Annotated in this window: 21 protein-coding genes and 1 riboswitch; of the genes, 11 read left to right on the top strand and 10 right to left on the bottom strand. The window is 73.3% G+C overall.

Annotated features, from left to right (window positions below):
- Position 1: 1 nt before the first annotated feature.
- Together CHR28_RS32490 and CHR28_RS32485 are read right to left on the bottom strand one after the other, a co-directional pair.
- Entirely contained in the window at positions 2 to 1078 is a 1077-nt protein-coding gene (locus CHR28_RS32490; RefSeq protein WP_094057307.1) for a Zn-dependent alcohol dehydrogenase, read from the bottom strand.
- Positions 1079 to 1109: 31 nt separating this feature from the next.
- A complete protein-coding gene (locus CHR28_RS32485; protein ID WP_094057306.1) occupies positions 1110 to 1967 on the bottom strand; it encodes a MaoC/PaaZ C-terminal domain-containing protein in 858 nt (285 codons plus the stop codon).
- Positions 1968 to 2287: 320 nt separating this feature from the next.
- On the opposite strand from CHR28_RS32485, the gene CHR28_RS32480 reads away from it, so the two are divergent.
- Positions 2288 to 3520 (top strand): hypothetical protein, encoded by a 1233-nt coding sequence (locus tag CHR28_RS32480; protein ID WP_094057305.1) that lies wholly within the window; start codon positions 2288 to 2290, stop codon positions 3518 to 3520.
- 4 nt (positions 3521 to 3524) lie between these two features.
- Here the strand turns inward: CHR28_RS32480 and CHR28_RS32475 are convergent, their stop codons facing one another.
- Together CHR28_RS32475 and CHR28_RS32470 are read right to left on the bottom strand one after the other, a co-directional pair.
- Complete coding sequence (locus CHR28_RS32475; protein ID WP_094057304.1) at positions 3525 to 4280, bottom strand: class I SAM-dependent methyltransferase; 756 nt, start codon at positions 4278 to 4280, stop codon at positions 3525 to 3527.
- A gap of 242 nt (positions 4281 to 4522) precedes the next feature.
- Positions 4523 to 5947 carry an MFS transporter gene (locus CHR28_RS32470; RefSeq protein ID WP_373453411.1) on the bottom strand — a complete coding sequence of 475 codons (1425 nt, stop codon included), beginning with the start codon at positions 5945 to 5947 and terminating at the stop codon, positions 4523 to 4525.
- A gap of 200 nt (positions 5948 to 6147) precedes the next feature.
- On the opposite strand from CHR28_RS32470, the gene CHR28_RS32465 reads away from it, so the two are divergent.
- The 7 genes from CHR28_RS32465 (at position 6148) to CHR28_RS32435 (ending at position 12458) form a co-directional block, all read left to right on the top strand.
- Positions 6148 to 7884 (top strand): MFS transporter, encoded by a 1737-nt coding sequence (locus CHR28_RS32465; RefSeq protein WP_094057302.1) that lies wholly within the window; start codon positions 6148 to 6150, stop codon positions 7882 to 7884.
- Between the two features lie 104 nt (positions 7885 to 7988).
- Positions 7989 to 8639, top strand: a complete 651-nt coding sequence (locus CHR28_RS32460; RefSeq protein ID WP_094057301.1) for a class I SAM-dependent methyltransferase — start codon at positions 7989 to 7991, stop codon at positions 8637 to 8639.
- Positions 8640 to 8746: 107 nt separating this feature from the next.
- Positions 8747 to 9034 carry a hypothetical protein gene (locus CHR28_RS32455; RefSeq protein ID WP_094057300.1) on the top strand — a complete coding sequence of 96 codons (288 nt, stop codon included), beginning with the start codon at positions 8747 to 8749 and terminating at the stop codon, positions 9032 to 9034.
- Between the two features lie 70 nt (positions 9035 to 9104).
- Positions 9105 to 10052, top strand: a complete 948-nt coding sequence (locus CHR28_RS32450; RefSeq protein ID WP_094057299.1) for an N-acetylmuramoyl-L-alanine amidase — start codon at positions 9105 to 9107, stop codon at positions 10050 to 10052.
- Between the two features lie 157 nt (positions 10053 to 10209).
- Complete coding sequence (locus tag CHR28_RS32445; RefSeq protein ID WP_094057298.1) at positions 10210 to 11010, top strand: DUF5336 domain-containing protein; 801 nt, start codon at positions 10210 to 10212, stop codon at positions 11008 to 11010.
- 97 nt (positions 11011 to 11107) lie between these two features.
- On the top strand, positions 11108 to 12118 hold the full coding sequence (locus CHR28_RS32440; RefSeq protein WP_094057297.1) for an LLM class F420-dependent oxidoreductase: 1011 nt from the start codon (positions 11108 to 11110) through the stop codon (positions 12116 to 12118).
- Between the two features lie 46 nt (positions 12119 to 12164).
- The gene (locus tag CHR28_RS32435; protein ID WP_094057296.1) at positions 12165 to 12458 is read left to right on the top strand and encodes a hypothetical protein; all 294 of its coding nucleotides are present in this window, start codon (positions 12165 to 12167) and stop codon (positions 12456 to 12458) included.
- 71 nt (positions 12459 to 12529) lie between these two features.
- Here the strand turns inward: CHR28_RS32435 and CHR28_RS32430 are convergent, their stop codons facing one another.
- Genes CHR28_RS32430 through CHR28_RS32420 form a run of 3 tightly spaced genes read right to left on the bottom strand, consistent with a single transcriptional unit; the run spans position 12530 to position 15875 of the window.
- Positions 12530 to 13600, bottom strand: a complete 1071-nt coding sequence (locus CHR28_RS32430) for a prenyltransferase (protein WP_094057295.1) — start codon at positions 13598 to 13600, stop codon at positions 12530 to 12532.
- A complete protein-coding gene (locus tag CHR28_RS32425; protein ID WP_094057294.1) occupies positions 13597 to 14346 on the bottom strand; it encodes a class I SAM-dependent methyltransferase in 750 nt (249 codons plus the stop codon). Before CHR28_RS32425 ends, CHR28_RS32430 begins: the two co-directional genes overlap by 4 nt.
- Complete coding sequence (locus CHR28_RS32420; RefSeq protein WP_094057293.1) at positions 14340 to 15875, bottom strand: glycosyltransferase family 4 protein; 1536 nt, start codon at positions 15873 to 15875, stop codon at positions 14340 to 14342. Before CHR28_RS32420 ends, CHR28_RS32425 begins: the two co-directional genes overlap by 7 nt.
- Before the next feature lie 211 nt (positions 15876 to 16086).
- Between CHR28_RS32420 and CHR28_RS32415 the strand changes: the two genes are divergently transcribed.
- Positions 16087 to 16752: a TetR family transcriptional regulator gene (locus CHR28_RS32415; RefSeq protein WP_094057292.1), complete on the top strand. Its 666-nt coding sequence runs from the start codon at positions 16087 to 16089 to the stop codon at positions 16750 to 16752.
- 1 nt (position 16753) lies between these two features.
- Here CHR28_RS32415 and CHR28_RS32410 read toward each other — a convergent pair whose 3' ends face one another.
- Entirely contained in the window at positions 16754 to 16984 is a 231-nt protein-coding gene (locus tag CHR28_RS32410; RefSeq protein WP_094057291.1) for a ferredoxin, read from the bottom strand.
- 2 nt (positions 16985 to 16986) lie between these two features.
- Positions 16987 to 18438, bottom strand: coding sequence for an aldehyde dehydrogenase (locus CHR28_RS32405; protein ID WP_094057290.1), 1452 nt, complete (start codon positions 18436 to 18438; stop codon positions 16987 to 16989).
- Positions 18439 to 18522: 84 nt separating this feature from the next.
- On the opposite strand from CHR28_RS32405, the gene CHR28_RS32400 reads away from it, so the two are divergent.
- Both CHR28_RS32400 and CHR28_RS32395 read left to right on the top strand, forming a co-directional pair.
- Positions 18523 to 19548 carry an MBL fold metallo-hydrolase gene (locus CHR28_RS32400; protein WP_094057289.1) on the top strand — a complete coding sequence of 342 codons (1026 nt, stop codon included), beginning with the start codon at positions 18523 to 18525 and terminating at the stop codon, positions 19546 to 19548.
- 98 nt (positions 19549 to 19646) lie between these two features.
- Entirely contained in the window at positions 19647 to 20552 is a 906-nt protein-coding gene (locus tag CHR28_RS32395; protein WP_094057288.1) for a DUF5753 domain-containing protein, read from the top strand.
- 1 nt (position 20553) lies between these two features.
- On the opposite strand, the gene CHR28_RS32390 is transcribed toward CHR28_RS32395, so the two are convergent.
- Entirely contained in the window at positions 20554 to 21378 is an 825-nt protein-coding gene (locus CHR28_RS32390) for an SAM-dependent methyltransferase (RefSeq protein WP_094057287.1), read from the bottom strand.
- A 138-nt stretch (positions 21379 to 21516) separates the two neighbouring features.
- Positions 21517 to 21641, top strand: a riboswitch (cobalamin riboswitch).
- Positions 21642 to 21710 lie beyond the last annotated feature (69 nt).

Here is a 21710-nt window from a genome sequence, read left to right as displayed (position 1 = left end):
CTCACAGCTCGATGCAGGTGCGCAGGGCGGTTCCGGTCCGCATCTGGTCCAGGGCCTCGTTGACCTCGACGAACGGGACCCGGTGGGTGATCAGGCCGGCCAGGTCGACGCGTCCGGCCCGCCACAGGGCGATGGTGCGGGCGTAGGAGCGCAGGACGTCCCCGCCGCCGTACAGCGAGGGCAGGATCCGCTTCTCGTCGAAGAACAGCTCGAACATGTTGAGCTGCAGGACGTCGTCCATGGCGCCGGCGCCGACCACGACGAGGGTGCCGCCGCGCCGGGTGGCGTCGTAGGCGGCGCGGGCCGTGGCGGCCTTGCCGACGACCTCGAAGACGTGGTCGAAGCCCTCGCCGCCGGTGATCTGCTGTTTGGCGTCGGGCAGTTCCTCGGGAGCGACGGCCCGGGTGGCGCCGAAGCGGACGGCCGCCTCGCGCCGGGCGGCGACCGGGTCGACGGCGACGATCTCGGCGGCGCCGCGCAGCCGGGCGCCCTGGATCGCCGAGATGCCGACGCCCCCGCAGCCGATCACCGCCACCGACGAACCGGCCTCCAGGTCGGCGGTGTTGAGCGCGGCGCCCAGGCCGGTCGTCACGCCGCAGCCGATGAGGGCGGCGATGTCGAAGGGCACGTCGTCGGGGATCGGCACCGCGCAGCCGGCGTCGACGACGACCTCCTCGGCGAAGGTTCCGGTGCCGGCGAAGCCGAAGACGTCGCCGCCGGGGCGCTTGAAGTTGGGGGTGCCCGCGTTCATGAACCCCGCCAGGCACAGCTCGGTCTGGCCGCGCTCGCAGGCCGGACAGGCGCCGCAGGCGGGCAGCCAGCACACCACGACCCGGTCCCCGGCCTGCACGTTCCGCACGCCCTCGCCGACTTCGAGGATCTCGCCCGCCCCCTCGTGGCCGGGCACGAACGGCGCGGGCTGCGGCAGCACCCCGCTCATCGCGGACAGGTCCGAGTGGCACAGCCCCGTCGCGCGCACCCGGATGCGCACCTTGCCGGGTCCGAACCCCACCGCCTCGACGTCGTCGAGGACCTCCAGCTTGTCCTGGCCGATCTCGTGCAGTACGGCTGCGCGCATGGTGCGGCTCCCCTCGGACGGCGGTGCGGACTCAGGTGTGTTCGACGATCGTGTCGGCCAGGACGGGCGCGTCGCCGCGCTCGACGGCGGTGACGGCGGCCCGGGTGGACTCCGGCGCGTGCCACATGCGGATCCGCAGCGTCTCCCCCGGGTACACGACCCCGGCGAAGCGGGTGCGGTACGACCGGACCCGGGTGACGTCCCCGCCGAGCAGCGTGTCGACGACCGACTTGAGCGTCATGCCGTAGGTGCACAGGCCGTGCAGGATGGGCCGCTCGAAGCCGGCGCGCTGGGCGAACTCGGGGTCGGCGTGCAGGGGGTTGTAGTCGCCGGAGAGCCGGTAGAGCAGGGCCTGGTCCTCGCGGACCGGGCGTTCGACGGTGCGGTCCGGGTCGCCGGCGGGGGGCTCCGGGCGGGCGGAGGGGCCGCGGTCGCCGCCCCAGCCGCCCTCGCCGCGGACGTAGATCTGCGCGTCGTTGGTCCACAGCGGGCCCTCGGTGTCGCCGACGTCGGTGCGCAGCACGAGGACGGCCGCCTTGCCCTTGTCGTACACGGCGGCGATCCGGTGGGTCGCGGTGGCGGTGCCCGTCGTGGGCAGGGGCCGGTGGATCACCAGGCTCTGACCGCCGTGCAGGACCCGGGCGAGGTCGACGTCGACGCCGGGCATGGACAGCCCGCTGGTCACCCCGGGCTTCCCGCCCCCCGCGACGGTGGCGAAGCTGGGCAGGACGTGCAGCCGGGACTCCAGGGTGTAGCGCAGTTCGTCGGGGTCGGTGGCGGGGGTGCCGGCGCCGATGCCGAGGTGGTAGAGCTGCACGTCCCTGGGGCCCCAGGAGAGTTCGCCGGTCCGGGGTTCGGCGGCGAGCGCCTTGGCTGCGTCGATGGGCATGGGGCTCCTGCTCGCCGTGGGAAGGACCTCGGCACGGCCGTCCGCACCGTCGGCCGCACCGAGGCCGTCTGGGGGCTGAACTGGAACGCGTTGAACTGGAACGCGTTCCAGTCCCGCGCCCTCTGTATAGCCGAGGCCCCCACACTTGTGAAGCCTCCTGACGTTGTGTCAGATGCCGGGTGGGGCGCCGCCGGGCTGGTTGCCCCGGCCGCGGTGCCGGCGTGTACGTTGGCCGCAGGTCCGCGCCGCACCGGATCGGCGCCGGCAACGGCTGGGCGACCAGCCGTGACCAGCCGCGACCACCAGGGGAAACGGAGCACATGGCACGCGTCGCCGTCATCACCGCGCCGAACATCGGGTACCGCAACACCGGCATGCTGAGCGTCGACTTGGCGTTCGAGTCCCTGCGGCGGCGGGCGGGCGGCGCCTTCGACGCCACCTGGTACACGCTGCACACGCCTGACACCGTGCCCCTGCGAGCGTGCGCGCGCGGCACCGACATGCCGTTCGCCTTCCAGCCGCTGGCCGAGAACCTGGACGCGTTGCGCGACCACGACGCGGTCGTGTTCTGGGGCGACTTCCTGCACACCCGGCACTACCTGGCGCAGGACGCGACGAACCGGCTGCTCGACTTCGGCATCGCCGCCGACCGGGACGCCGCCCGGGGCCTGCTCAACCGCACCCTGCTCCTCGCGGACCAGCCCAACGAGCTCCTCGCCCGGACCCTCAGCTACGGCGGCACCGTCCTGCACAACTCCCAGTCCGACTACGAGGACAAGGAGTACGGCCTGCTCTTCACCCGCCTGGTGCGGCGCAGCCACCGCATGTGGGTGCGCGACCCGCTCTCGGCGGCGAAGATCACGCACCTGCGCGGGGACCGCACGACCGACCACTTCGGCGCGGACGCGGCGCTGCTGTCCCGCCCCGGCGACCTCGGCCACCTGCCGGTCACGGCGTGGTCGCGGTCGGTGCCGCAGGGCGGCGCCATCGGCGTCTTCCTCGGCGCCCGTACGCCCGTCCCGGACTGGCTGCCCGCCCACTGCCAGGCCCTGTCCGACCGGCTGGGCGCCCCGCTGGAGTGGCTGCCCTGGTTCGACCGGGACGTCCCCGCCCCGGTCGCCCACATCCCGGCCCGCCCGGGCGAGCACACCATCGGCGACCTGTTCGCGGTGCTGCCGCGCTACCGGCTGGTCATCACCGACACCTACCACCTGGCGGTCAACGCCTGGGGCGCCGGCACCCCGGCGGTGTGCGTCGGGGCGCCCGAGCCGACGCCCAAGACGCACGACGACTACCTGACGCTGAGCGATGTGAAGAAGCACGTCTTCCACATGGCGTACGACGCGACGGACTTCTACCTGTCCACCCAGGAGGGCAGTGAAGGCCGGCAGGGCCGCGACCGGGACCTGGACCGGCTCGTGCGGCTGCTGGAGGGCGGCGGGGCCGCGACCGTCGCGGCGCGTATCCGTGCGCACGCCGACCACTCGGCCGCGGCCTTCACCGAGACCCTGACCTCCCTGCTCGCCTCGTCCCGCCCGCCCCGGAGCGCCTGACCCGCTACGAGGCCGGGTCCGGCGCCCGCCGGAACAGCGCGGTCCACAGGAAGGACTCGCCGAAGCGGTCCGACTCCTCCGGCTCGTCGCGCATCCGCCGCAGTTCGAGCGTGCTCAGGCCGGAGAAGATCTCGCGCAGCGCCTCGGGCGTGTAGGCGAGGCCGCCCCGCAGTCCGGCGCCCTCACGGTAGAAGTCCGCGTCGGGCACCTCCGAGCCCATGCCACCGGCCCCGGCGGCGAAGCAGGTGAGGCCGAACAGGCCTCCGGGAGCCAGGACTTGCTCCAGCAGGGCCAGGTAGCTGATCCGCCGGTGCGGGGGGAGGTGGTGGAAGCAGCCGGAGTCGTAGACGAGGTCGTAGGGGCCGGTCAGTTCCGTTCCGGCGAGGGCGAAGGCGTCCCCGCAGTGGAACCGCACGCCCTCCACCCCGGCCTCGCGGGCCCGGTCCCGGGCCCAGTCCAGGGCCGCCGGGGACAGGTCGACCGCGTCGACCTCGAAGCCGCGGGCCGCCAGATAGAGGGCGTTGCGTCCCGGACCGCAGCCCAGGTCGAGCGCGCGCCCCGGCCCGGCGCGCCCGTCCTCCACGTGACGCACCAGGTTCTCGTCCGGCTTCGCCACGAAGAACGGCACCGGCCGGGACCGCTCGGCATAGAACCCGTCCCACCAGTCGGCCCCCCGCCGCGACCACCGGTCGGCCTCGGGTGCGAACAGCCCGTCGAGCAGGGCGAGTACGTCGTCGACAGTGCGTATGTTCCGGTCCATCCGGCCCCCTTCCGCGACTGCCGACCCTAGGCGGGCGCGGCACGAAAGACCAGGTCAGCCCCGGTTTCCGGGACCGCACGGAAGGCGTCCGACGGCCCACCGCGCGCCCGGGTCGCGCCCCTGCGACGGGTCACTCTGCCCTGGCCGTGAACGGCGTGCGGCGCACCGCCCGGGGGCCGCCGTGGGGTTGTTCCGGACCGCGCGACGGGCACTTTCTTCCCGGGCCGTGGCGCGCGGCTGGCCTAGGGTTCCTCCGGCTTCGCCTCGCGGGGGAGCCAGAGCCACATCAGGGCCACGCCGGCCGCCAGCACCCCGGCGCCCACCCGGAAGGCGAGCGCGTAGCCCTCCGTCAGGGCCTGCGGTGTCGTGCTTCCGGCGGAGCGGGCCGCCGCCAGGGTGGAGAGGACGGCCAGGCCGAGGGAACCGCCCATCGTGCGGGAGGTGTTGACGAGCCCGGAGACCAGTCCGGCCTCCTGGGGAGCCGCACCGGACGTGGCCAGGGAGGCGAGCGGGGTCGCCGCCAGGCCCGCGCCGAGCATCATCAGGATGCCGGGGAAGAGGATGGCGGTCGCGTAGGCCGCGTCGGGGGTCATCGCGGACTGCCAGGCGAAACCGGCCACCGCGATCAGCGTGCCGAGCACGGCCACGTTGCGCGGGCCGACCGGCCGCATCAGCCGGGGCGCCAGCTTGGAGCCGAGGACGACAGCGAGGGAGCTCGGGACCAGGGCGAGCCCGGCCTCCAGCGGGGTGTAGCCGAGGACGTTCTGCGCGTAGAGGGTCATGAAGAACCACATGCAGAACATCGCGGAACCGCTCAGGAACATGGCGACGTTGGACGAGGAGACCGAGCGCAGGCGCAGCAGGCCGAGCGGCATCAGCGGACTCGCGGTGCGGGCCTCGACCGCGAGGAACAGCCCGATCAGGGCCGCTCCGGCGAGCAGCGGCAGCAGGGTGGCCCGGGCCGTCCAGCCCTGTGCCTCCGTCTGGGAGATGCCGTAGGCGAGGGTGCCGAGCCCGGCCGTGACCAGTACGGCGCCGGGCAGGTCGAGGCGCCGTCCGTCCCCGGCCCGGCCCTCGGTGAGGAACCAGGCGGCGGCGCACAGCACCACCGCGCCGACGGGCACGTTGATCAGCAGCACCCAGCGCCAGGACAGCGCCTCCACCAGCAGTCCGCCGACCAGACCGCCGGCCGCGCCCCCGCCGGCCCCGACCGCCGTCCAGGTCCCTATGGCCCGGGCCCGCGCGGCGCCCTCGGGCACGGAGGCGGTGAGGATGGTCAGCGTCGAGGGCGCCAGCACGGCCGCCCCGAGCCCTTGCACGGCGCGGGCGAGGAGCAGCTGCCACTCGGCCTGTGCCAGCCCGCCGGCCAGCGAGGCCAGCGTGAACAGGCCGAGCCCGACGAGGAACATCCGCTTGCGGCCGTAGAGGTCCCCGGCGCGGCCGCCGAGCAGCATGAACCCGGCGAAGGCGATCGCGTAGGCGTTGACCACCCACTGCAGGCCCTGCTCACTCAGTCCGAGCCCGCTGCGCATGGAGGGCAGCGCCACGTTGACGACGGAGACGTCCAGGACGACGAGGAACTGCCCGGCGCAGGTGAGCGCCAGGACGAGCCAGGTGGGGGGCGAGGTGCGGCGGGGTGTACGGGTCATCTCGGCGGCATCGACCATGGGTGTCATGCTCTCAACCACTTCACGCTCCTGGCATCGGGATTTCGACCTAGGGCCACCCGGCGGATCCGGCCGCTGTCCCAAGAGAAGGTCAAGATTTCGTTAGAGTGCCGAAGCAACGGAATAGTTGCCTGCGCATACAAGGTTCACACCCCATGTAACCGTGCCCGCACCGACCCCCGGCCTGGAGGCCCTCCTCAATGACGCAGACGACGGCAGCACGCCCCGCCGGCACCGCGAGCGGGGCCGTGGTCCCGGTGCTCGCCTTCGCGGGCATCGTTGTCGCGGTGATGCAGACGCTGCTCGTCCCGGTGATCAAGGACCTGCCGCAGCTGCTGGACACCACCCCCGGCAACGCCACCTGGGTCCTGACCTCGACCCTCCTCTCGGGTGCGGTGGCCACCCCGATCATGGGCCGCCTCGGCGACCTCTACGGCAAGCGCCGCATGCTGATCCTCAGCCTCGCGGTGATGGTCGTGGGCGCGCTGGTCAGCGCGCTCACCAGCGACCTGCTGCCGATGATCACCGGCCGTACGCTCCAGGGCTTCGCGATGGGCGCCATCCCGCTCGGCATCGGCCTGATGCGCGACATGCTGCCCCGCGAGCGGCTCGGCTCGGCGATGGCCCTGATGAGCTCCTCCATAGGCGTCGGCGGCGGCCTCGCCCTGCCCGCCGCCGCCCTGGTCGCCCAGCACAGCGACTGGCACGCCCTGTTCTACGGCGCCGCCGGACTCGGCGTGCTCTCGATCGCCCTCACCCTCCTCGTCGTGCCGGAGTCCCCGGCGCGCGCCGAGGGCTCCTTCGACCTGCCGGGCGCGTTCGGCCTGTCCGCCGGGCTCGTGCTGTTCCTGCTGCCGATCACCAAGGGCAGCGACTGGGGCTGGGCCTCCGGCACCACGCTCGGCCTGTTCGCCGCGTCGGCGGTCGTGCTCGTGCTGTGGGGCGTGATGGAACTGCGCGTCAAGGCACCGCTGGTCGACCTGCGCACCACGGCCCGCCCGGCCGTGCTCTTCACCAACCTCGCCTCGATCATGGTCGGCGTCTCGTTCTACGTCGTCTCCCTGGTCCTGCCCCAGCTGCTCCAGCTGCCGACGTCCACCGGCTACGGCCTCGGCCAGTCGATGGTCGTCGCGGGCCTGCTCGTCGCGCCGCTCGGCCTGACGATGATGTTCACGGCGCCGGTCTACGCCCGGCTGTCCGCGCGCCACGGCCCCAAGGTCACCCTGATCCTCGGCCTGCTGATCATCGCGATCGGCTACGGTGCCGGCCTCGGCCTGATGAGCGCCGCCTGGCAGAGCCTGGTCATCTCGGTCCTGCTCGGCGCGGGCATCGGCCTGGCCTACTCCTCGCTGCCCGCGCTGATCGTGGGCGCGGTCCCGGCGTCGGAGACGGGTGCGGCCAACGGCCTCAACACCCTGATGCGCTCCATCGGCACCTCGGTGTCGAGCGCCGTGATCGGCATGGTGCTGGCGAACACCGCGAACACCGTGGGCGGTGTCGAGGTCCCGACCATGCACGGCTTCCGGGTCTCCTTCCTGATCGCGACGGGCGCGGTGGCCGTCGGTCTGCTCCTGGCGCTGTTCCTGCCGGGCCGCCGCCCCTCGGACAAGCCGCAGTTGCGCGCCAGCAGCGAGGAGGACGCGGCGCTGGAGCGGGCCGAGCAGGTGCCGCGCGGCTTCCGGGGCCGGGTGCTGGCCGCCGACGGCTCCCCGGTCGCCCGCGCCAACGTCACCCTGATCGACCGCCGGGGCCGGCAGGCCGGGGCGACCCTGTCCGCCGCGGACGGCAGCTACGCGCTCGCCGTCCCCGCGCAGGGCTCCTACGTCGTGGCCGCACGCGCCACGGGCCACGGCCCCCTCGCCTCGTCCGCGACCCACGCCGGCGACCGGCCGGTCGACCTGGACCTGTCGCTGCCCGGGGAGACGGTCTCCGCCTGACCCGCCGCCCGCCGTACCCGCCGCCGCCCGTACCCCCTGTCGTCCCCCGGCAGGGGGTACGGCAGCATGGGCGCCCGGAGTGTCGTACGACCGAGAGGAACCCCATGCCCGCGGCCCCGAAGCCCGAGATCCTGGCCGCGTTCGAGGCGGCGAAGGGATTCATGCCCGTGCACGAGGGGCTGGCCGTGTACGCGGCGGCCCTGGAGGCCGGGCGGCTGGGGCTGCCGCTGCTGGAGGTCGGCACGTACTGCGGGCGCTCCACGGTCCTGCTGGCCGACGCGGCCCGCGAGGCCGGGGTGAGCGCGCTGACCGTGGACCACCACCGCGGCAGCGAGGAGCAGCAGCCCGGCTGGGAGTACCACGACCCGGGGACGGTCGACCCCGAGCTCGGGGTGATGGACACGCTGCCGACGTTCCGCCGCACCCTGTACCGGGCCGGGCTGGAGGACCACGTGGTGGCCCTGGTCGGCCGCTCCCCGCAGATCGCCGCGTTCTGGGGCACACCGCTCGGCTTCGTCTTCATCGACGGCGGTCACACCGACGAGCACGCCACGGCCGACTACGAGGGCTGGGCCCCGCACGTCGCCGAGGGCGGGCTGCTCCTCATCCACGACGTCTTCCCGGACCCGCAGGACGAGTTCACCGGCCAGGCCCCGTACCGCGTCTACCTCCGGGCGCTCGCCTCGGGCGCCTTCACGGAGGTCTCGGCGACGGACTCGCTGCGGGTGCTGCGGCGCACGGGCCCGGGCGTCTGAGGGGACGGCTGGGCGGGTGAACTGCGCCCCGTCCGCCCGCGCCCGGTCGGCCCACGGGCGGCGTGGCGCGTGGGCGGGCGCGTGCCGCTGCCCAAGGATCCGGGCGCGTGGCACACACCTTCGCAGAGCTCGTGGAGAAGCAGCGCGCGGCGGACGAGGCGTACGCCCGCGTGCGTCATCTGCAGGACGCGTACGGTCCGCCCACCCAGACCAAGTGGAGCGACCAGCAGACCACCACGTGGGAGACCGCCTGGCGCGCCTGGCGCGACCTCGCCCGGGACGTCCAGGCGGCGGTGACGGCGTACGCCAAGCAGGAGCAGACCCCGCGCCAGGAGGTGGAGGCCCGGGTGAAGGAGGCGGTACGCCACGGCGAGACAGGCGGGACCGCGACCTGACGGGCGGCCGGGCCACCCGTCGGGGCGCCGCGGGCCGCCGGGCCCCGTGACGGCCGCTAGGGTGGCAGGCGTGTCGTACGCAGGCCCGGACTTCGAACCGCCCCAGCCCCGCCGCTCTCGTCGCGGCCTCATGACCGTGGCGCTCGCCGCGCTGGTGCCGGGGGCGCTGCTCGGCTGGCTGGTCTACGAGACGGCCGGCGGCTCGGGGGACGGCGGCGGTACGGGCGGGGCGAGCGCGCGGGCGTCCGCGAGCGCCGCGCCCGTCTCCCCCACCGAGGACGGCAAGCGCCCGGAAACCTCACCGGCACCCACGGGCTCCCGCAGCTCCGCGCCCGCCGCCTCCGGCCCGCTCAAGGGCAAGGTCGTCGTCATCGACCCGGGGCACAACCCGGGCAACTTCCGGCACACCGGCGAGATCAACCGCCAGGTGGACATCGGCACGAACCGCAAGGAGTGCGACACCACCGGCACCTCCACCAACGACGGGTACACCGAGGCGAAGTTCACCCTGGACGTGGCGCACCGGATGCGCGCGCTGCTGGAGGAGCAGGGCGCCACGGTGAAGCTGACGCAGGACGCCGACCGGCCGTTCGGCCCGTGCGTGGACGAGCGGGCCCGGATCGGCAACGAGGCGAAGGCCGACGCGGTGGTGTCGGTCCACGCGGACGGCTCGGGCGCCGGCAACCGCGGCTTCCACGTCATCCTGCCCGGTTCGGTCCGGGCGGGCGCCGCGGACACCCGGGCGATCGTCGCCCCGTCCCGGGACCTCGGCGAGCGCGTGGCGGGCCGCTTCGTGGCCGTGACGGGCAGCGCGCCCTCCAACTACATCGGCGACGGCACCGGCCTCGTCACGCGTAAGGACCTGGGCGGTCTCAATCTGTCAACGGTTCCCAAGGTGTTCATCGAGTGCGGCAACATGCGCGATAGCAAGGACGCGGCGTTGCTCACCAGCGGCGCCTGGCGACAGAAGGCGGCGCAAGGGATCTCTGAGGGAATCGTGAGTTTCCTGCGCGGGTAGGTGCGGACCGGCAGATCCCGGCGGACACCCTGATGGGGCGGACGATAGGGTCCTCCTACGATGAGGGGCCACCCCCGCGCTTCACACCGCGTCCGGACGGCGACATGGTGACAGCGACGCCTCTACCGACGACGAGACGACCTACGAAGGACCTGAAGTGAATATCCGCTCCCTCACTCGGGGCGACGGCGTGGTGATCGGAGCAGCGGTGTTGCTGTTGATCGCGTCGTTCCTCGACACGTACGACAGCTCCGGCAGCGACATCCCTAACGCCTGGGACAACCTCGGCTTGGTGATGAGCATGTACGTCGGCGGCATCATCGGCGCGGCCCTGATCGTCCTTTCCCGCGCTCTTCCGGAGCGCAAGGTCATCGGACTCGACCTCGGCCAGCTCGGCGTTGCCCTTGCGCTGTTCGCCGCGTGGACCTCACTCTGGACCATCATCGACCCACTGGGCGCATTCAGTGACAATCTGGCTGGCGCGGAAGTCGGCGCCGGTTCGGGTCTCATCCTCGGCCTGATCGCTGCCCTGCTACTCGCCGCCGCGGCCCTCGCCACCCCCCTGGTCCCCGCCCTCAAGGGCGCCCTCGTCCCGGCTCCGCGCCCCGCCGCTCCGCAGCCCTACGGCGGCCAGCCGCAGGGCGGTTACGGCTACCCGGGCGCCCAGCAGCCCGGTGGCTACGGCCAGCCGCAGCCCGGGCAGCCCTTCGGTGGCCAGCCCCAGCCGCAGCAGGCCCAGGCCCCGCAGCCGCCGGCCGGGGACTTCTCCCCGTTCTGGTTCGCCGTGCCGGTGCCGCGTCCGCTGTTCGCGGAGGACGGCTCCCCGACGCCCATCGCCGAACTGGCGCCGGGCACCTGGTACCTGGCCGTCGAGCAGCGCGGCGCGGCCCTGGTCGCCCAGACGCAGGACGGCCGCCGAGGTGTCCTGCAGGACACCTCGGGCATCCAGCGCGGCTGAGCCCGCCGTCTCGCGCACGGCCCCTCGCCCTTCCGGGCGGGGGGCCGTTGCCGTACAGTCGTCGCCCCGTCGGCTGACACACCGTCAGGAGGCAGGCATGCGGCTCGGACTCGCGCTCGGCTACTGGGGCCGCGGCCCCTCCCCCGGCCATGTGCCCCTCGCGCGGGAGGCGGAGCGACTCGGCTACGACTCCGTCTGGACGGCGGAGTCCTGGGGCTCGGACGCCTTCACGCCGCTCGCCTGGATCGCCGCGCACACCTCCCGGATCCGCCTCGGCACGGCGGTCGCGCAGATGGCGGCCCGCCCGCCGACGACGACCGCGATGCACGCCCTGACCCTGGACCACCTCTGCGGCGGCCGCCTGCTGCTGGGCCTCGGACTGTCCGGCCCGCAGGTGGTGGAGGGCTGGTACGGCCGCCCGTTCCCCGCCTCGCCGCTCACCGCCACCCGCGAGTACGTCGCCGTCCTGCGGCAGGCGCTGCGCCGCGAGGCCCCCGTCGAACTGCCCGGCCGCTTCCACGCGCACCCCTACCGGGGCCCGGACGCCACCGGCCTCGGCAGGCCCCTCAAGCCCATCACGCACCCGCTGCGCGCCGATCTGCCGATCCTGCTCGGGGCGGAGGGGCCGAAGAACGTCGCGCAGACGGTCCGGATCGCCGACGGCTGGCTGCCGCTGTACTGGGCGCCGACCCGGCCCGAGGTGTACGGCCCGGCCGTGGCCGCACTCCCCGAGGGCTTCCTGGTCGCTCCGATGGCACAGGCCCGGGTCTGCTCCGACGTCGCCGAGGGGCTGCTGCCGGTCAAGGCGATGCTCGGCTTCTACATCGGCGGGATGGGCCACGCGTCCCGGAACTTCCACGCCGACCTGATGGCCCGCATGGGGTACGAGGAGGAGGCCCGCAGGATCCAGCGGCTGTTCGCCGAGGGCCGCCGCGAGGAGGCCGTCCGGGCGGTCCCGGACGCCTTCGCCGACGAGATCTCCCTGGTCGGCCCGCGCGAACGCATCGCCGAGCGGCTGGAGTCGTGGCGCAAGGGGCCGGTGACGGACCTGCTGGTGCTGTCCCCGGACCGGGAGACGCTGCGGGTGCTCGCCGAGTTGAACTCCTGAGCGAATGCCGTGGTTTCATCCGGAGTTCGGCGGCAATCCGGAAGGTATGTCCCCTCGATATCGCAACGGCGCGAGTCAAGCCGGCACGATCATCGCGGTCGTAGCCGACATCATGGCCCTCATCCTGGGCCTGTGGATCCTGATGTATCTGCTCGACGCGAACCGGGCGAACGACTTCGTCCAGTTCATCCACGACGCGGCCCGCTGGCTGGCCGGCTGGTCGCACGACCTGTTCACGTTCGACGAGGCCTGGGCGCGAGTGGTCTGCGGCTACGGCCTGGCGGCGGTGGTCTACCTGTTCGTCGGCCACGCGATCGCCAATCGAGCACACCGGCACTGACGCCCCCGGGGCGCGGGGGAGCCGCGCGACAAGCCACGCGCAACCCGCGCCCCGGGCGGACGTCCGAGCTCCTAGGCGCAGCAGTCCGACTCGAGCCCCGAAGGCAACTCGGCACCGCCGAACACCTGGCACGTCGCCTCGTGGCCTCCCAGCGCGGCGACGGCGAGCAGCAGTGACCCGGCCGTCCAGGTGGTGAGCTCACGCGGCCAGATCGCGTCGTCGTCGAAGACGTACCCGGTCCAGTAGAGCCCGCTGTCCGGGTCGCGCAGGTGCTGAATCGACTGGAGCACCTCAAGCGCCCGGTCGGACTCCCCCATCGCCCAGAGGGCCAGGGCGAGTTCGGCGGACTCGCCGCCCGTCACCCACGGGTTGGGCACCACGCAGCGCACGCCCAGCCCCGGGACGACGAACCGCTCCCAGTCCTGCTCGATCCGGGCCTTGGCCTCCACCCCGGTCAGCGCGCCGCCCAGCACCGGGTAGTACCAGTCCATCGAGTACCGGTTCTTGTCCAGGAACCGCTCGGGGTGGTGCCGTATCGCGTGCCGCAGCGCGCCGGCCGCCAGTTCCCAGTCGGGCTGCGGCTCCTCCCGCTGCTCGGCGATGGCCAGGGCGCAGCGCAGCGCGTGGTGGATCGAGGAGGAGCCGGTCAGCAGGGCGTCGGCGGTCTGTGTGCCGTCGTCGTCGCGCCGCCAGCCGATCTGCCCGCCGGGCTGCTGCAGCCGGAGCACGAACTCCACGGCCGCGTACACCGTCGGCCACATCCGCTCCAGGAACGTGTCGTCGCCGGTGGACAGGTAGTGGTGCCAGACGCCGACGGCTGTGTAGGCGACGAAGTTGGTCTCGCGGCCGCGGTCGGTGACGTCGGCGAAGTCCCCGTCGGCGTAGGCCGCGTACCAGGAGCCGTCCTCGTTCTGGTGCCGGGCCAGCCACAGGTAGGCCCGCTCGGCGGCCTCGTGCTCACCGGCCGCGTCCAGGGCCATCGCGGCCTCGACGTGGTCCCACGGGTCGAGGTGGTGCCCCCGGAACCAGGGGATCGCGCCGTCCTCGCGCTGCACGGCGAGGAGGCCGGCGACGGTCTCGGCGGCCTGCCCGGCGGTGAGGACCCCGGGCAGGACCAGGTGTTCCGTCCGGGGAGTGGTCACTGGGCGTCCGCCCCGGTACCGGCCGGACGCGGCAGGTGCGGCTTGGTCGCGTACGCCACGAAGCTCTTGCCGATGAGCGGGTTGAGCGCCTGCTCGGCGACCCGGGTGGCCAGGGGCTTCTTCATGATGTCCCAGACCAGCAGCTTGTGGTACGCCCGCACCGGCAGGGCCTTGTCGTTGTCGACGCCGAACGCGCACTTCAGCCACCAGTAGGGCGAGTGCAGCGCGTGGGCGTGGTGGGTGCCGTACGGTTCGAGGCCCGCCTCGCGGATCCGCTCGAGCAGTTCGTCGGCCTTGTAGATGCGGATGTGGCCGCCCTCGACCTCGTGGTAGGCGTCGGACAGGGCCCAGCAGACCTTCTCGGGGCCGTAGCGCGGCACGGTGACGGCGATGCGTCCGCCGGGCTTCAGCACCCGCACCATCTCGGCGAGGACGCCCTTGTCGTCGGGGATGTGCTCCATCACCTCGGAGATGATGACGACGTCGAAGGACTCGTCGGGGAAGGGCAGGGCGAGCGCGTCGCCCTCCATGGCGGTGGCCGTGGCCCCCGCGGGCGCCTCCCCCGCCTCCTTCATCGCCGCGAACCACTTCGCGACCTCGCGGATCTCGTCGGCGTTCCGGTCCAGCGCGACGACCTGAGCGCCGCGCCGGTAGCACTCGAACGCGTGCCGTCCGGCACCGCAGCCGAGGTCCAGGACGCGGTCGCCCGGGGCGAGCGGGAACCGGGAGAAGTCGACGGTCAGCACGTGGCCCTGCTTTCGGAGTTGACGCCTGTTGCATCGGCGGGGGCCGGGGGAACGGCACCCGCCGGGGACGCGGAGGAGGGGGAAGCGGCCCCGGTCGCGGCCGCGGTGGGGACGGCACCGGCCGAGGACGCCGCGGGTCCGGCGGCCGGGGAGCCGGTGCCCGGTGACACCGTCCGAGGGGCGGGGGCGGGGCCCCGGTCCGGGGTCGTGCGGCCCTGCGTCCGGGCCGCGGCCCGGTCGATCGCCTCGCGGTAGCGGGCGACCGTGCCCTCCGCAGCCCGGGCCCAGGTGAAGTGGCGCAGTACCCGTACGCGGCCGGCCGCGCCGAGCCGGGCGCGCAGGTCCGGGTCGCCCAGCAGGCGGCTCAGCCCGGCGGCCAGGGCCTCGGAGTCCCCGGGCGGCACCGCGAGGCAGGTCTCGCCGTCCCGCCCGGCGACCTCGGGGATCGCTCCCCCGGTCGTCGCGAGCAGCGGCGTCCCCGTCGCCATGGCCTCCGCGGCCGGCAGGGAGAAGCCCTCGTAGAGGGAGGGCACGCACGCGACCTGCGCCGAGCGCACCAGGTCGACGAGTTCCGCGTCGGAGATGCCCTTGACGAACTCCACGGCGCCTTCCAGCCCGTAGCGTTCCACCGCCTGGGCGACCGGGCCCTCCGCCGGGCGCTTGCCGACCACGACGAGGTGCGCCCCGGGGTGTTCGGCCCGCACCTTGGCCAGCGCCTCGACCAGGTACACCAGGCCCTTCAGCGGCACGTCCGCGCTGGACGTCGTCACGATGCGCCCGGGCACCACCGGCACCGAGGGGTCGGGCGAGAACAGGTCGGTGTCGGCGCCGATGTGGACGACGTGGATCCGGTCCTGCCGGACGCCGAGGTGGTCGACGATCTCCTGGCGGGACGTGCCGGAGACGGTGAGCACGGACGGCAGCCGCCGCGCGACCCGCTTCTGCATGCGCGTGAAGGCGTACCAGCGCCGCACCGACCAGCGGCGCTGCCGGCCTTCCGCCGCGTCCAGCTCCAACTGCCGGTCCACGGTGATGGGGTGGTGGATGGTCGTCACCAGCGGTGCGCCGACGTCACCCAGCAGGCCGTAACCGAGGGTCTGGTTGTCGTGGACGACGTCGAACTCGCCGCGGCGGGCACGCAGGTGGCGGCGGGCGCGCAGCGAGAACGTCAGGGGCTCGGGGAAGCCGCCGGTCCACATCGTGGCCACTTCCAGCGCGTCGATCCAGTCGCGGTACTCGTCGCGCCCGGGCGTGCGGAAGGGGTCGGGCTGGCGGTACAGGTCGAGGCTGGGCAGCTCGGTGAGGCTCAGGCCGTCGTAGCCCTCGTCGAGGACGGGGTACGGCTGGGCGCCGATGACCTCGACGCGGTGGCCGAGGCGGGCCAGTTCACGGGAGAGGTGCCGGACGTAGACGCCCTGACCGCCACAGAACGGGTTCCCTTTGTAGGTCAGGAGCGCGATGTCGAGCGGTCGCAAGCCGTCGGCAGCGGGGTCCTCCGGAGCCCCGGCCTCCCTGGCCTCAGCGGTCACTCTGGGCCCCCTTCTCCCTGCTCTGTCCCGCGAGATTACGCCGGGACGCTAATCTAGAACAAGTTTCAGACTTGATCGTTCGGAGGCTCCGAATCTACCGGCAGGTAAGGGCGCTGTGACCAGTGGATCAGGTGATTCACGCCACGGCCGGTGCCGTGCCATGCTGTCTGATCACTCGTCCTCACGGACGGTCACGGAACGGGACCGGACCATGCCCGCGGAAGCCCAGGTGAACGCCGACGTGAACAAGGTGGCCAAGCCGGCCAAGGTGGAAGCCGGAGCCGCAGCCTCCGCACCGCTGACGGAGCGGCAGGAGGCCCGTCGTCGCCGCATCCTGCACGCGAGCGCGCAGCTGGCCAGCCGGGGCGGTTTCGACGCCGTGCAGATGCGCGAGGTCGCGGAGTCCTCGCAGGTGGCGCTCGGCACGCTGTACCGCTACTTCCCCTCCAAGATCCATCTGCTGGTCGCGACGATGCAGGACCAGCTGGAGCACATGCACGGCACGCTCCGCAAGAAGCCGCCGCAGGGCGCCACGGCGGCCGAGCGGGTCGCCGAGACGCTGATGCGGGCCTTCCGGGCCCTGCAGCGCGAGCCGCACCTGGCCGACGCGATGGTCCGCGCGCTGACCTTCGCCGACCGCAGCGTGAGCCCGGAGGTCGACCAGGTCTCCCGGCAGACCACGGCGATCATCCTGGACGCGATGGGCCAGGAGGACCCGACCCCGGAGCAGTTGTCGGCGGTCCGGGTCATCGAGCACACCTGGCACTCGGCCCTGATCACCTGGCTGTCGGGCCGTGCCTCCATCGCCCAGGTCAAGATCGACATCGAGACGGTCTGCCGGCTGATCGGTCTGACGGACCCGGACGCCCACCCGTGACCTACTCCTCCGGCGGGAACACCGGCTCCCCGCTGTCCAGCGCGATCGTGATGGCCTCCACCGGGCAGCTCTCGGCCGCCTGAAGCACCTGTTCGCCGGCGTCCGCGTCCGGGGCCACCGGGTGGGACTGGCGGGCGGTGTCCAGGCGGAAGGCGCCGGGCGCGTGGTGGACGCACTGGGCGGAGCCGATGCACAGGGAGCGGTCGACCTCGACGTGCCAGCGGTCGCCCATCGTCACGCGTCCGCCGGCAGGTGGATCATCTTGTGCTCCAGGTACTCGCCGTACCCCTCGGGCCCGAACTCCCGTCCCAGCCCGGAGTTCTTGTAGCCGCCGAAGGGGCCGAGCATGTCCAGGCTGAAGGTGTTGACGGAGTAGGTGCCCGTGCGGACCCGGCGGGCGATGTCGAGGCCGTGCTCGACGTCCGCCGTCCAGACACTGCCGCTGAGCCCGTAGTCGGAGTCGTCGGCGATCCGCACGGCGTCGGACTCGTCGTCGTAGGGCAGCAGGCAGATCACCGGGCCGAAGATCTCCTCGCGGGCGATGCGCATGGAGTTGTCGACGTCGCCGAAGAGGGTGGGTTCGACGTACCAGCCGCGCTCCAGGCCGGGCGGGCGGCCGCCGCCGGTGAGGATCTTGGCGCCCTCCTCCTGGCCGATGCGGATGTAGTCGAGGGCGCGCCGCTGCTGCCGCTTCGCCACCAGCGGGCCCACCTCGGTCGCCGGGTCCAGCGGGTCGCCGACCGTGAGGGCACCGGCCGCGGCGGCCAGGGCGTCGGCGAACTCGTCGTAGCGGGCGCGCGGCAGGAGGACACGGGTCTGGGCGACGCAGGCCTGGCCGTTGTTCATCCAGGCCGCGGGGGCGATGCCCGCGACGGCCGTCCCGACGTCCGCGTCGGGCAGCACGACGGCCGCCGACTTGCCGCCCAGTTCGAGGGTCACGCGCGTGAGGTTGCGGGCCGCGACCTCCATCACGCGCCGGCCGGCCGCGACCGAGCCGGTGAAGGACACCTTGTCGATGTCCGGGTGCCCGACCAGGTACTCGCTCACCTCCCGGTCGGCGGGCAGGATCGACAGCACGCCCTCCGGCAGCCCGGCCTCGCGGGCGATCTCGCCGAGCAGGTACGCGTCGAGCGGCGACTCGGGCGAGGGCTTGAGGACGGCCGTGCAGCCGGCGAGCAGGGCGGGGGCGAGCTTGGCGGCGGCGGTGAACTGCGGGACGTTCCAGGGGACGACGGCCGCGACGACCCCGACCGGCTCGCGCCGCACCAGGATCCGGCCGAGGACGCCGTCGCGCCGCTCCTCGTGGGTGAAGCCGCGGGCCACGGTGATCGCCGCGTCCCACACCATGACCGCGCCGAGGGCCTGGGCGAGGACGCTCCAGGAGTACGGCGAGCCGTTCTGCGCCGAGATCACCCGGGCGATCTCGTCGTGCCGGGCGGCGATGCCGTCCTTGATCCTGCCGACGACCTCGATGCGCTCGTCGAGGCTCAGCCGCGGCCAGGGCCCCTCGTCGAACGCCCGCCGCGCCGCCGCCACGGCACGGTCCACGTCGGCCGTCGAGGCGTGCGGGACGCGCCCGATGGCCTCCTCCGTGTGCGGCGAGATCACCTCGATGACGTCCCGGCCCAGCGGGTCGGTCCACTCCCCGCCGATGAACAGCTGTCCGTGTTCCACGAGCTCGGCCATGGCCACTGCCCTCGTTTCTGACGGTGTTTCAGAACTGATACCAGTTCCAGTTATAGTGAGCAATGGCCGGGGAGCGGAGGGCAGATGACCGAGGCGTTCGAGCACGGCGGAGGGGTCCGCTCCCTCCGGGTCCCCATCCCGGACAACCCGCTGGGCCACACGCTGGTGTACGTCGTCGACACCGACCGCGGGCCGGTGCTGATCGACACCGGCTGGGACGACCCCGGCGCCTGGGACACGCTCGTGCGGGGCCTGACCGCCTGCGGCACCTCGGTCGGCGAGATCCACGGCGTGGTCGTCACCCACCACCACCCGGACCACCACGGCCTGTCCGGCCGGGTCCGGGAGGCGTCGGGCGCGTGGATCGCGATGCACGCGGCGGACACCGCGGTCGTCCGGCGCACCCGGGAGGCCGCTCCCGAGCGCTGGCTCGCGTACATGACGGACAAGCTCGCCGCCGCCGGGGCACCCGAGGAGCACCTCGCCCCGCTGCGCGCGGCCCGGCCCCGCGCCCTGCCCGGCCTCTCCCCCGCCCTGCCCGACCGCGACATCGCGCCCGGCGAGCTGCTGGACCTCCCGGGCCGCCGCCTGCGCGCGATCTGGACCCCGGGCCACACGCCGGGCCACGTCTGCCTCCACCTGGAGGAGGACCACCCGGCGCACCTCCCGGGCCGCGGGCGCCTGTTCTCCGGCGATCACCTGCTCCCCGGGATCAGCCCGCACATCGGCCTCTACGAGGACCCGGACGACACGACCGTGACGGACCCCCTCGGGGACTATCTGGACTCCCTCGAACGCGTCGGCCGCCTGGCCCCCGCGGAGGTCCTCCCGGCCCACCAGCACGCCTTCCCCCACGCCGTCGACCGGGTACGGGAGTTGCTCGCCCACCATCAGAGCCGTCTCACCGGCCTGCTGGCCCTGCTCCGCGAACCCCTCACGCCCTGGCAGCTCGCCGAGCGCATGGAGTGGAACCGCCCCTGGCGCCGGATCCCGCACGGCTCCCGCACCATCGCCGTCTCGGAGGCCGAGGCCCATCTGCGCCGCCTGGTGAAGCTGGGCCACGCGGAGGCGCTGCCGGGCAGCGACCCGGCCAGGTACGTGGCGGTCTAGGTCGGATCCGGTGAACTGTCCGTCACCACAAGGCATTTGGTGGTGTGCTGCGCCCCCTAGGATGGTCGGACGCAACGCTCGCACCGGGAGAGATGCCCATGGGCACCGAAGAGGCCGCATCCGTCACGACCGGCAGCGGGGCCCTGGACGCCCGGTCGGCCGGGCCCATGGTGCCGCGGCTGGTGCTCGGCGCCCGGCTGCGCCGGCTGCGTGAGGAGCGGGGCATCGGCCGCGCGGACGCGGGGGACGTCATCCGCTCCTCCTCGTCCAAGATCAGCCGCATGGAGGCCGGGCGGCACGGCTTCAAACTGCGGGACGTCGCCGATCTGCTCACCCTCTACGGCGTCACCGAGGAGGCCGAGCGCGCCACGCTGCTGGCCCTCGCGGAGCAGGCCAACACCCCGCCCTGGTGGCGCTACTACAGCGATGTCGTGCCCACCTGGATGCAGACGTACCTCGGGGCCGAGCAGGCGGCGAGCCTGGTCCGCTGCTACCAGGTCCAGCGCGTGCCCGGCCTGCTGCAGACCCCCGACTACGCCCGCGCCTCCCTGCGGGTCGCCCACCCCGACGCCGGTCCGGCGGAGATCGAGCGCCGGGTCGCGCTGCGGATGACCCGCCGGCGGATCCTGTACCGGCAGCCGCCCACCCGGCTGTGGGCCGTGCTCGACGAGGCGGCGCTGCGCCGCCCGGTGGGCGGGATCCGGGTGATGCGCGCCCAGCTCAGGCAGCTCATCGAGGTCTGCCGACTGCCGCAGGTCACGCTGCAGATCCTGCCGTTCTCCTCCGGCGGGCACGCGGCGGAGGGCGGCCCGGTGACCATCCTGCGCCTGCCCGGCGGGCAGCTGCCGGACATCGTCTGCCTGGAGAAGCTGACCACCGCCCTGTACCCGGACCGGCCCGCGGACATCGAGCGCCACTGGGACGCGATGAACCGGCTGGTGGTCGAAGCCGAGTCACCGGACGAGACTCCGACCATCCTGCACCGCGTACTGCAGGAGACCTGACTCAGGCCTTGCGGGCCACTCCGCCGTACTGGTGCACCTCGGCGGGCAGGCCCAGGGCCGCCGCGTCGGGGCGCCAGCGGGAGCAGGACGTCACGCCGGGTTCGAGCAGGTCGAGCCCGTCGAAGTGGCGGGCGATCTGCTCCGGGCTGCGCAGGATGTAGGGGATCGAGCCGCCCTCGTTGTACTGGCTGATGGCCCGGACGTAGTCCTCGCTGGTGTCGGTGGAGTCGTAGCTCACGAGGAAGCTGCCGGAGGGCAGGGCGTCCACGAGCTGCCGCACGATGGAGCGGGCCTCGTCGTGGTCCTCGATGTGCCCCAGGATGCCCATGAGCATCAGCGCGACGGGCCGGTCGAAGTCCAGGGTCTTGCCGGCCTCCCGGATGATCGTGTCCGGCCGGCGCAGGTCGGCGTCGACGTAGTTGGTGACGCCTTCCGGGGTGCTGGTGAGCAGCGCGCGGGCGTGGGCGAGGACCAGCGGGTCGTTGTCGACGTAGACGATCCGGCTCTCCGGGGCCACGCGCTGGGCGATCTGGTGGGTGTTGTCCACGTTGGGCAGGCCGGTGCCGATGTCCAGGAACTGCCGGATGCCCTCCTCGGCGGCGAGGTGGCGGACGGCGCGGGCGAGGAAGTAGCGGGCGGCGCGGGCTCCGGTCTCGATGCCGGGGAAGATCTCGCGGAACGCGTCACCGGCGACCCGGTCGACCTCGTAGTTGTCCTTGCCGCCGAGCCAGTAGTTCCAGATCCGGGCCGAGTGCGGCACCGAGGTGTCGATCTTGTCGAACGGCTCCTGCTCGGAGTTCTCCGCGTTCTCCGCCTGGTCGGTCATGGACGCTCCTGTGTGTGGTCGGGAGGCCCCACGTTAGCCGGTCCAGGCCGCTCAGCGGATCAACTCCGCTGCGGTTCACCGGAGTTCACTTACCGGCATCCCGGCCGCACCCGCCGCCCTCGGGCGGTTCCCTACGGGCGGGTACAGTGAGCGGGTCGTCATCACACCGTACGGGGGGAAGCCGGTGCAATTCCGGCGCTGACCCGCAACCGTAAGCCGCCCACGGCGGCGAGCCGGATCGCCGCGTACGGTTCGTGACCGGCTCACGTGCCCGGCAGCCCGCCGGCGCACGGCACCGTCGAGGTATACGGAGCCGAGCCGCCGGGGTGTCC

Source organism: Streptomyces sp. XY006, from assembly GCF_002237655.1.
In the GTDB taxonomy this organism is placed as follows: Bacteria; Actinomycetota; Actinomycetes; order Streptomycetales; family Streptomycetaceae; genus Streptomyces; species Streptomyces levis.
The sequence above is the reverse complement of the archived record's forward strand: the minus strand, read 5'-3'. Positions and strand labels throughout refer to the sequence as shown.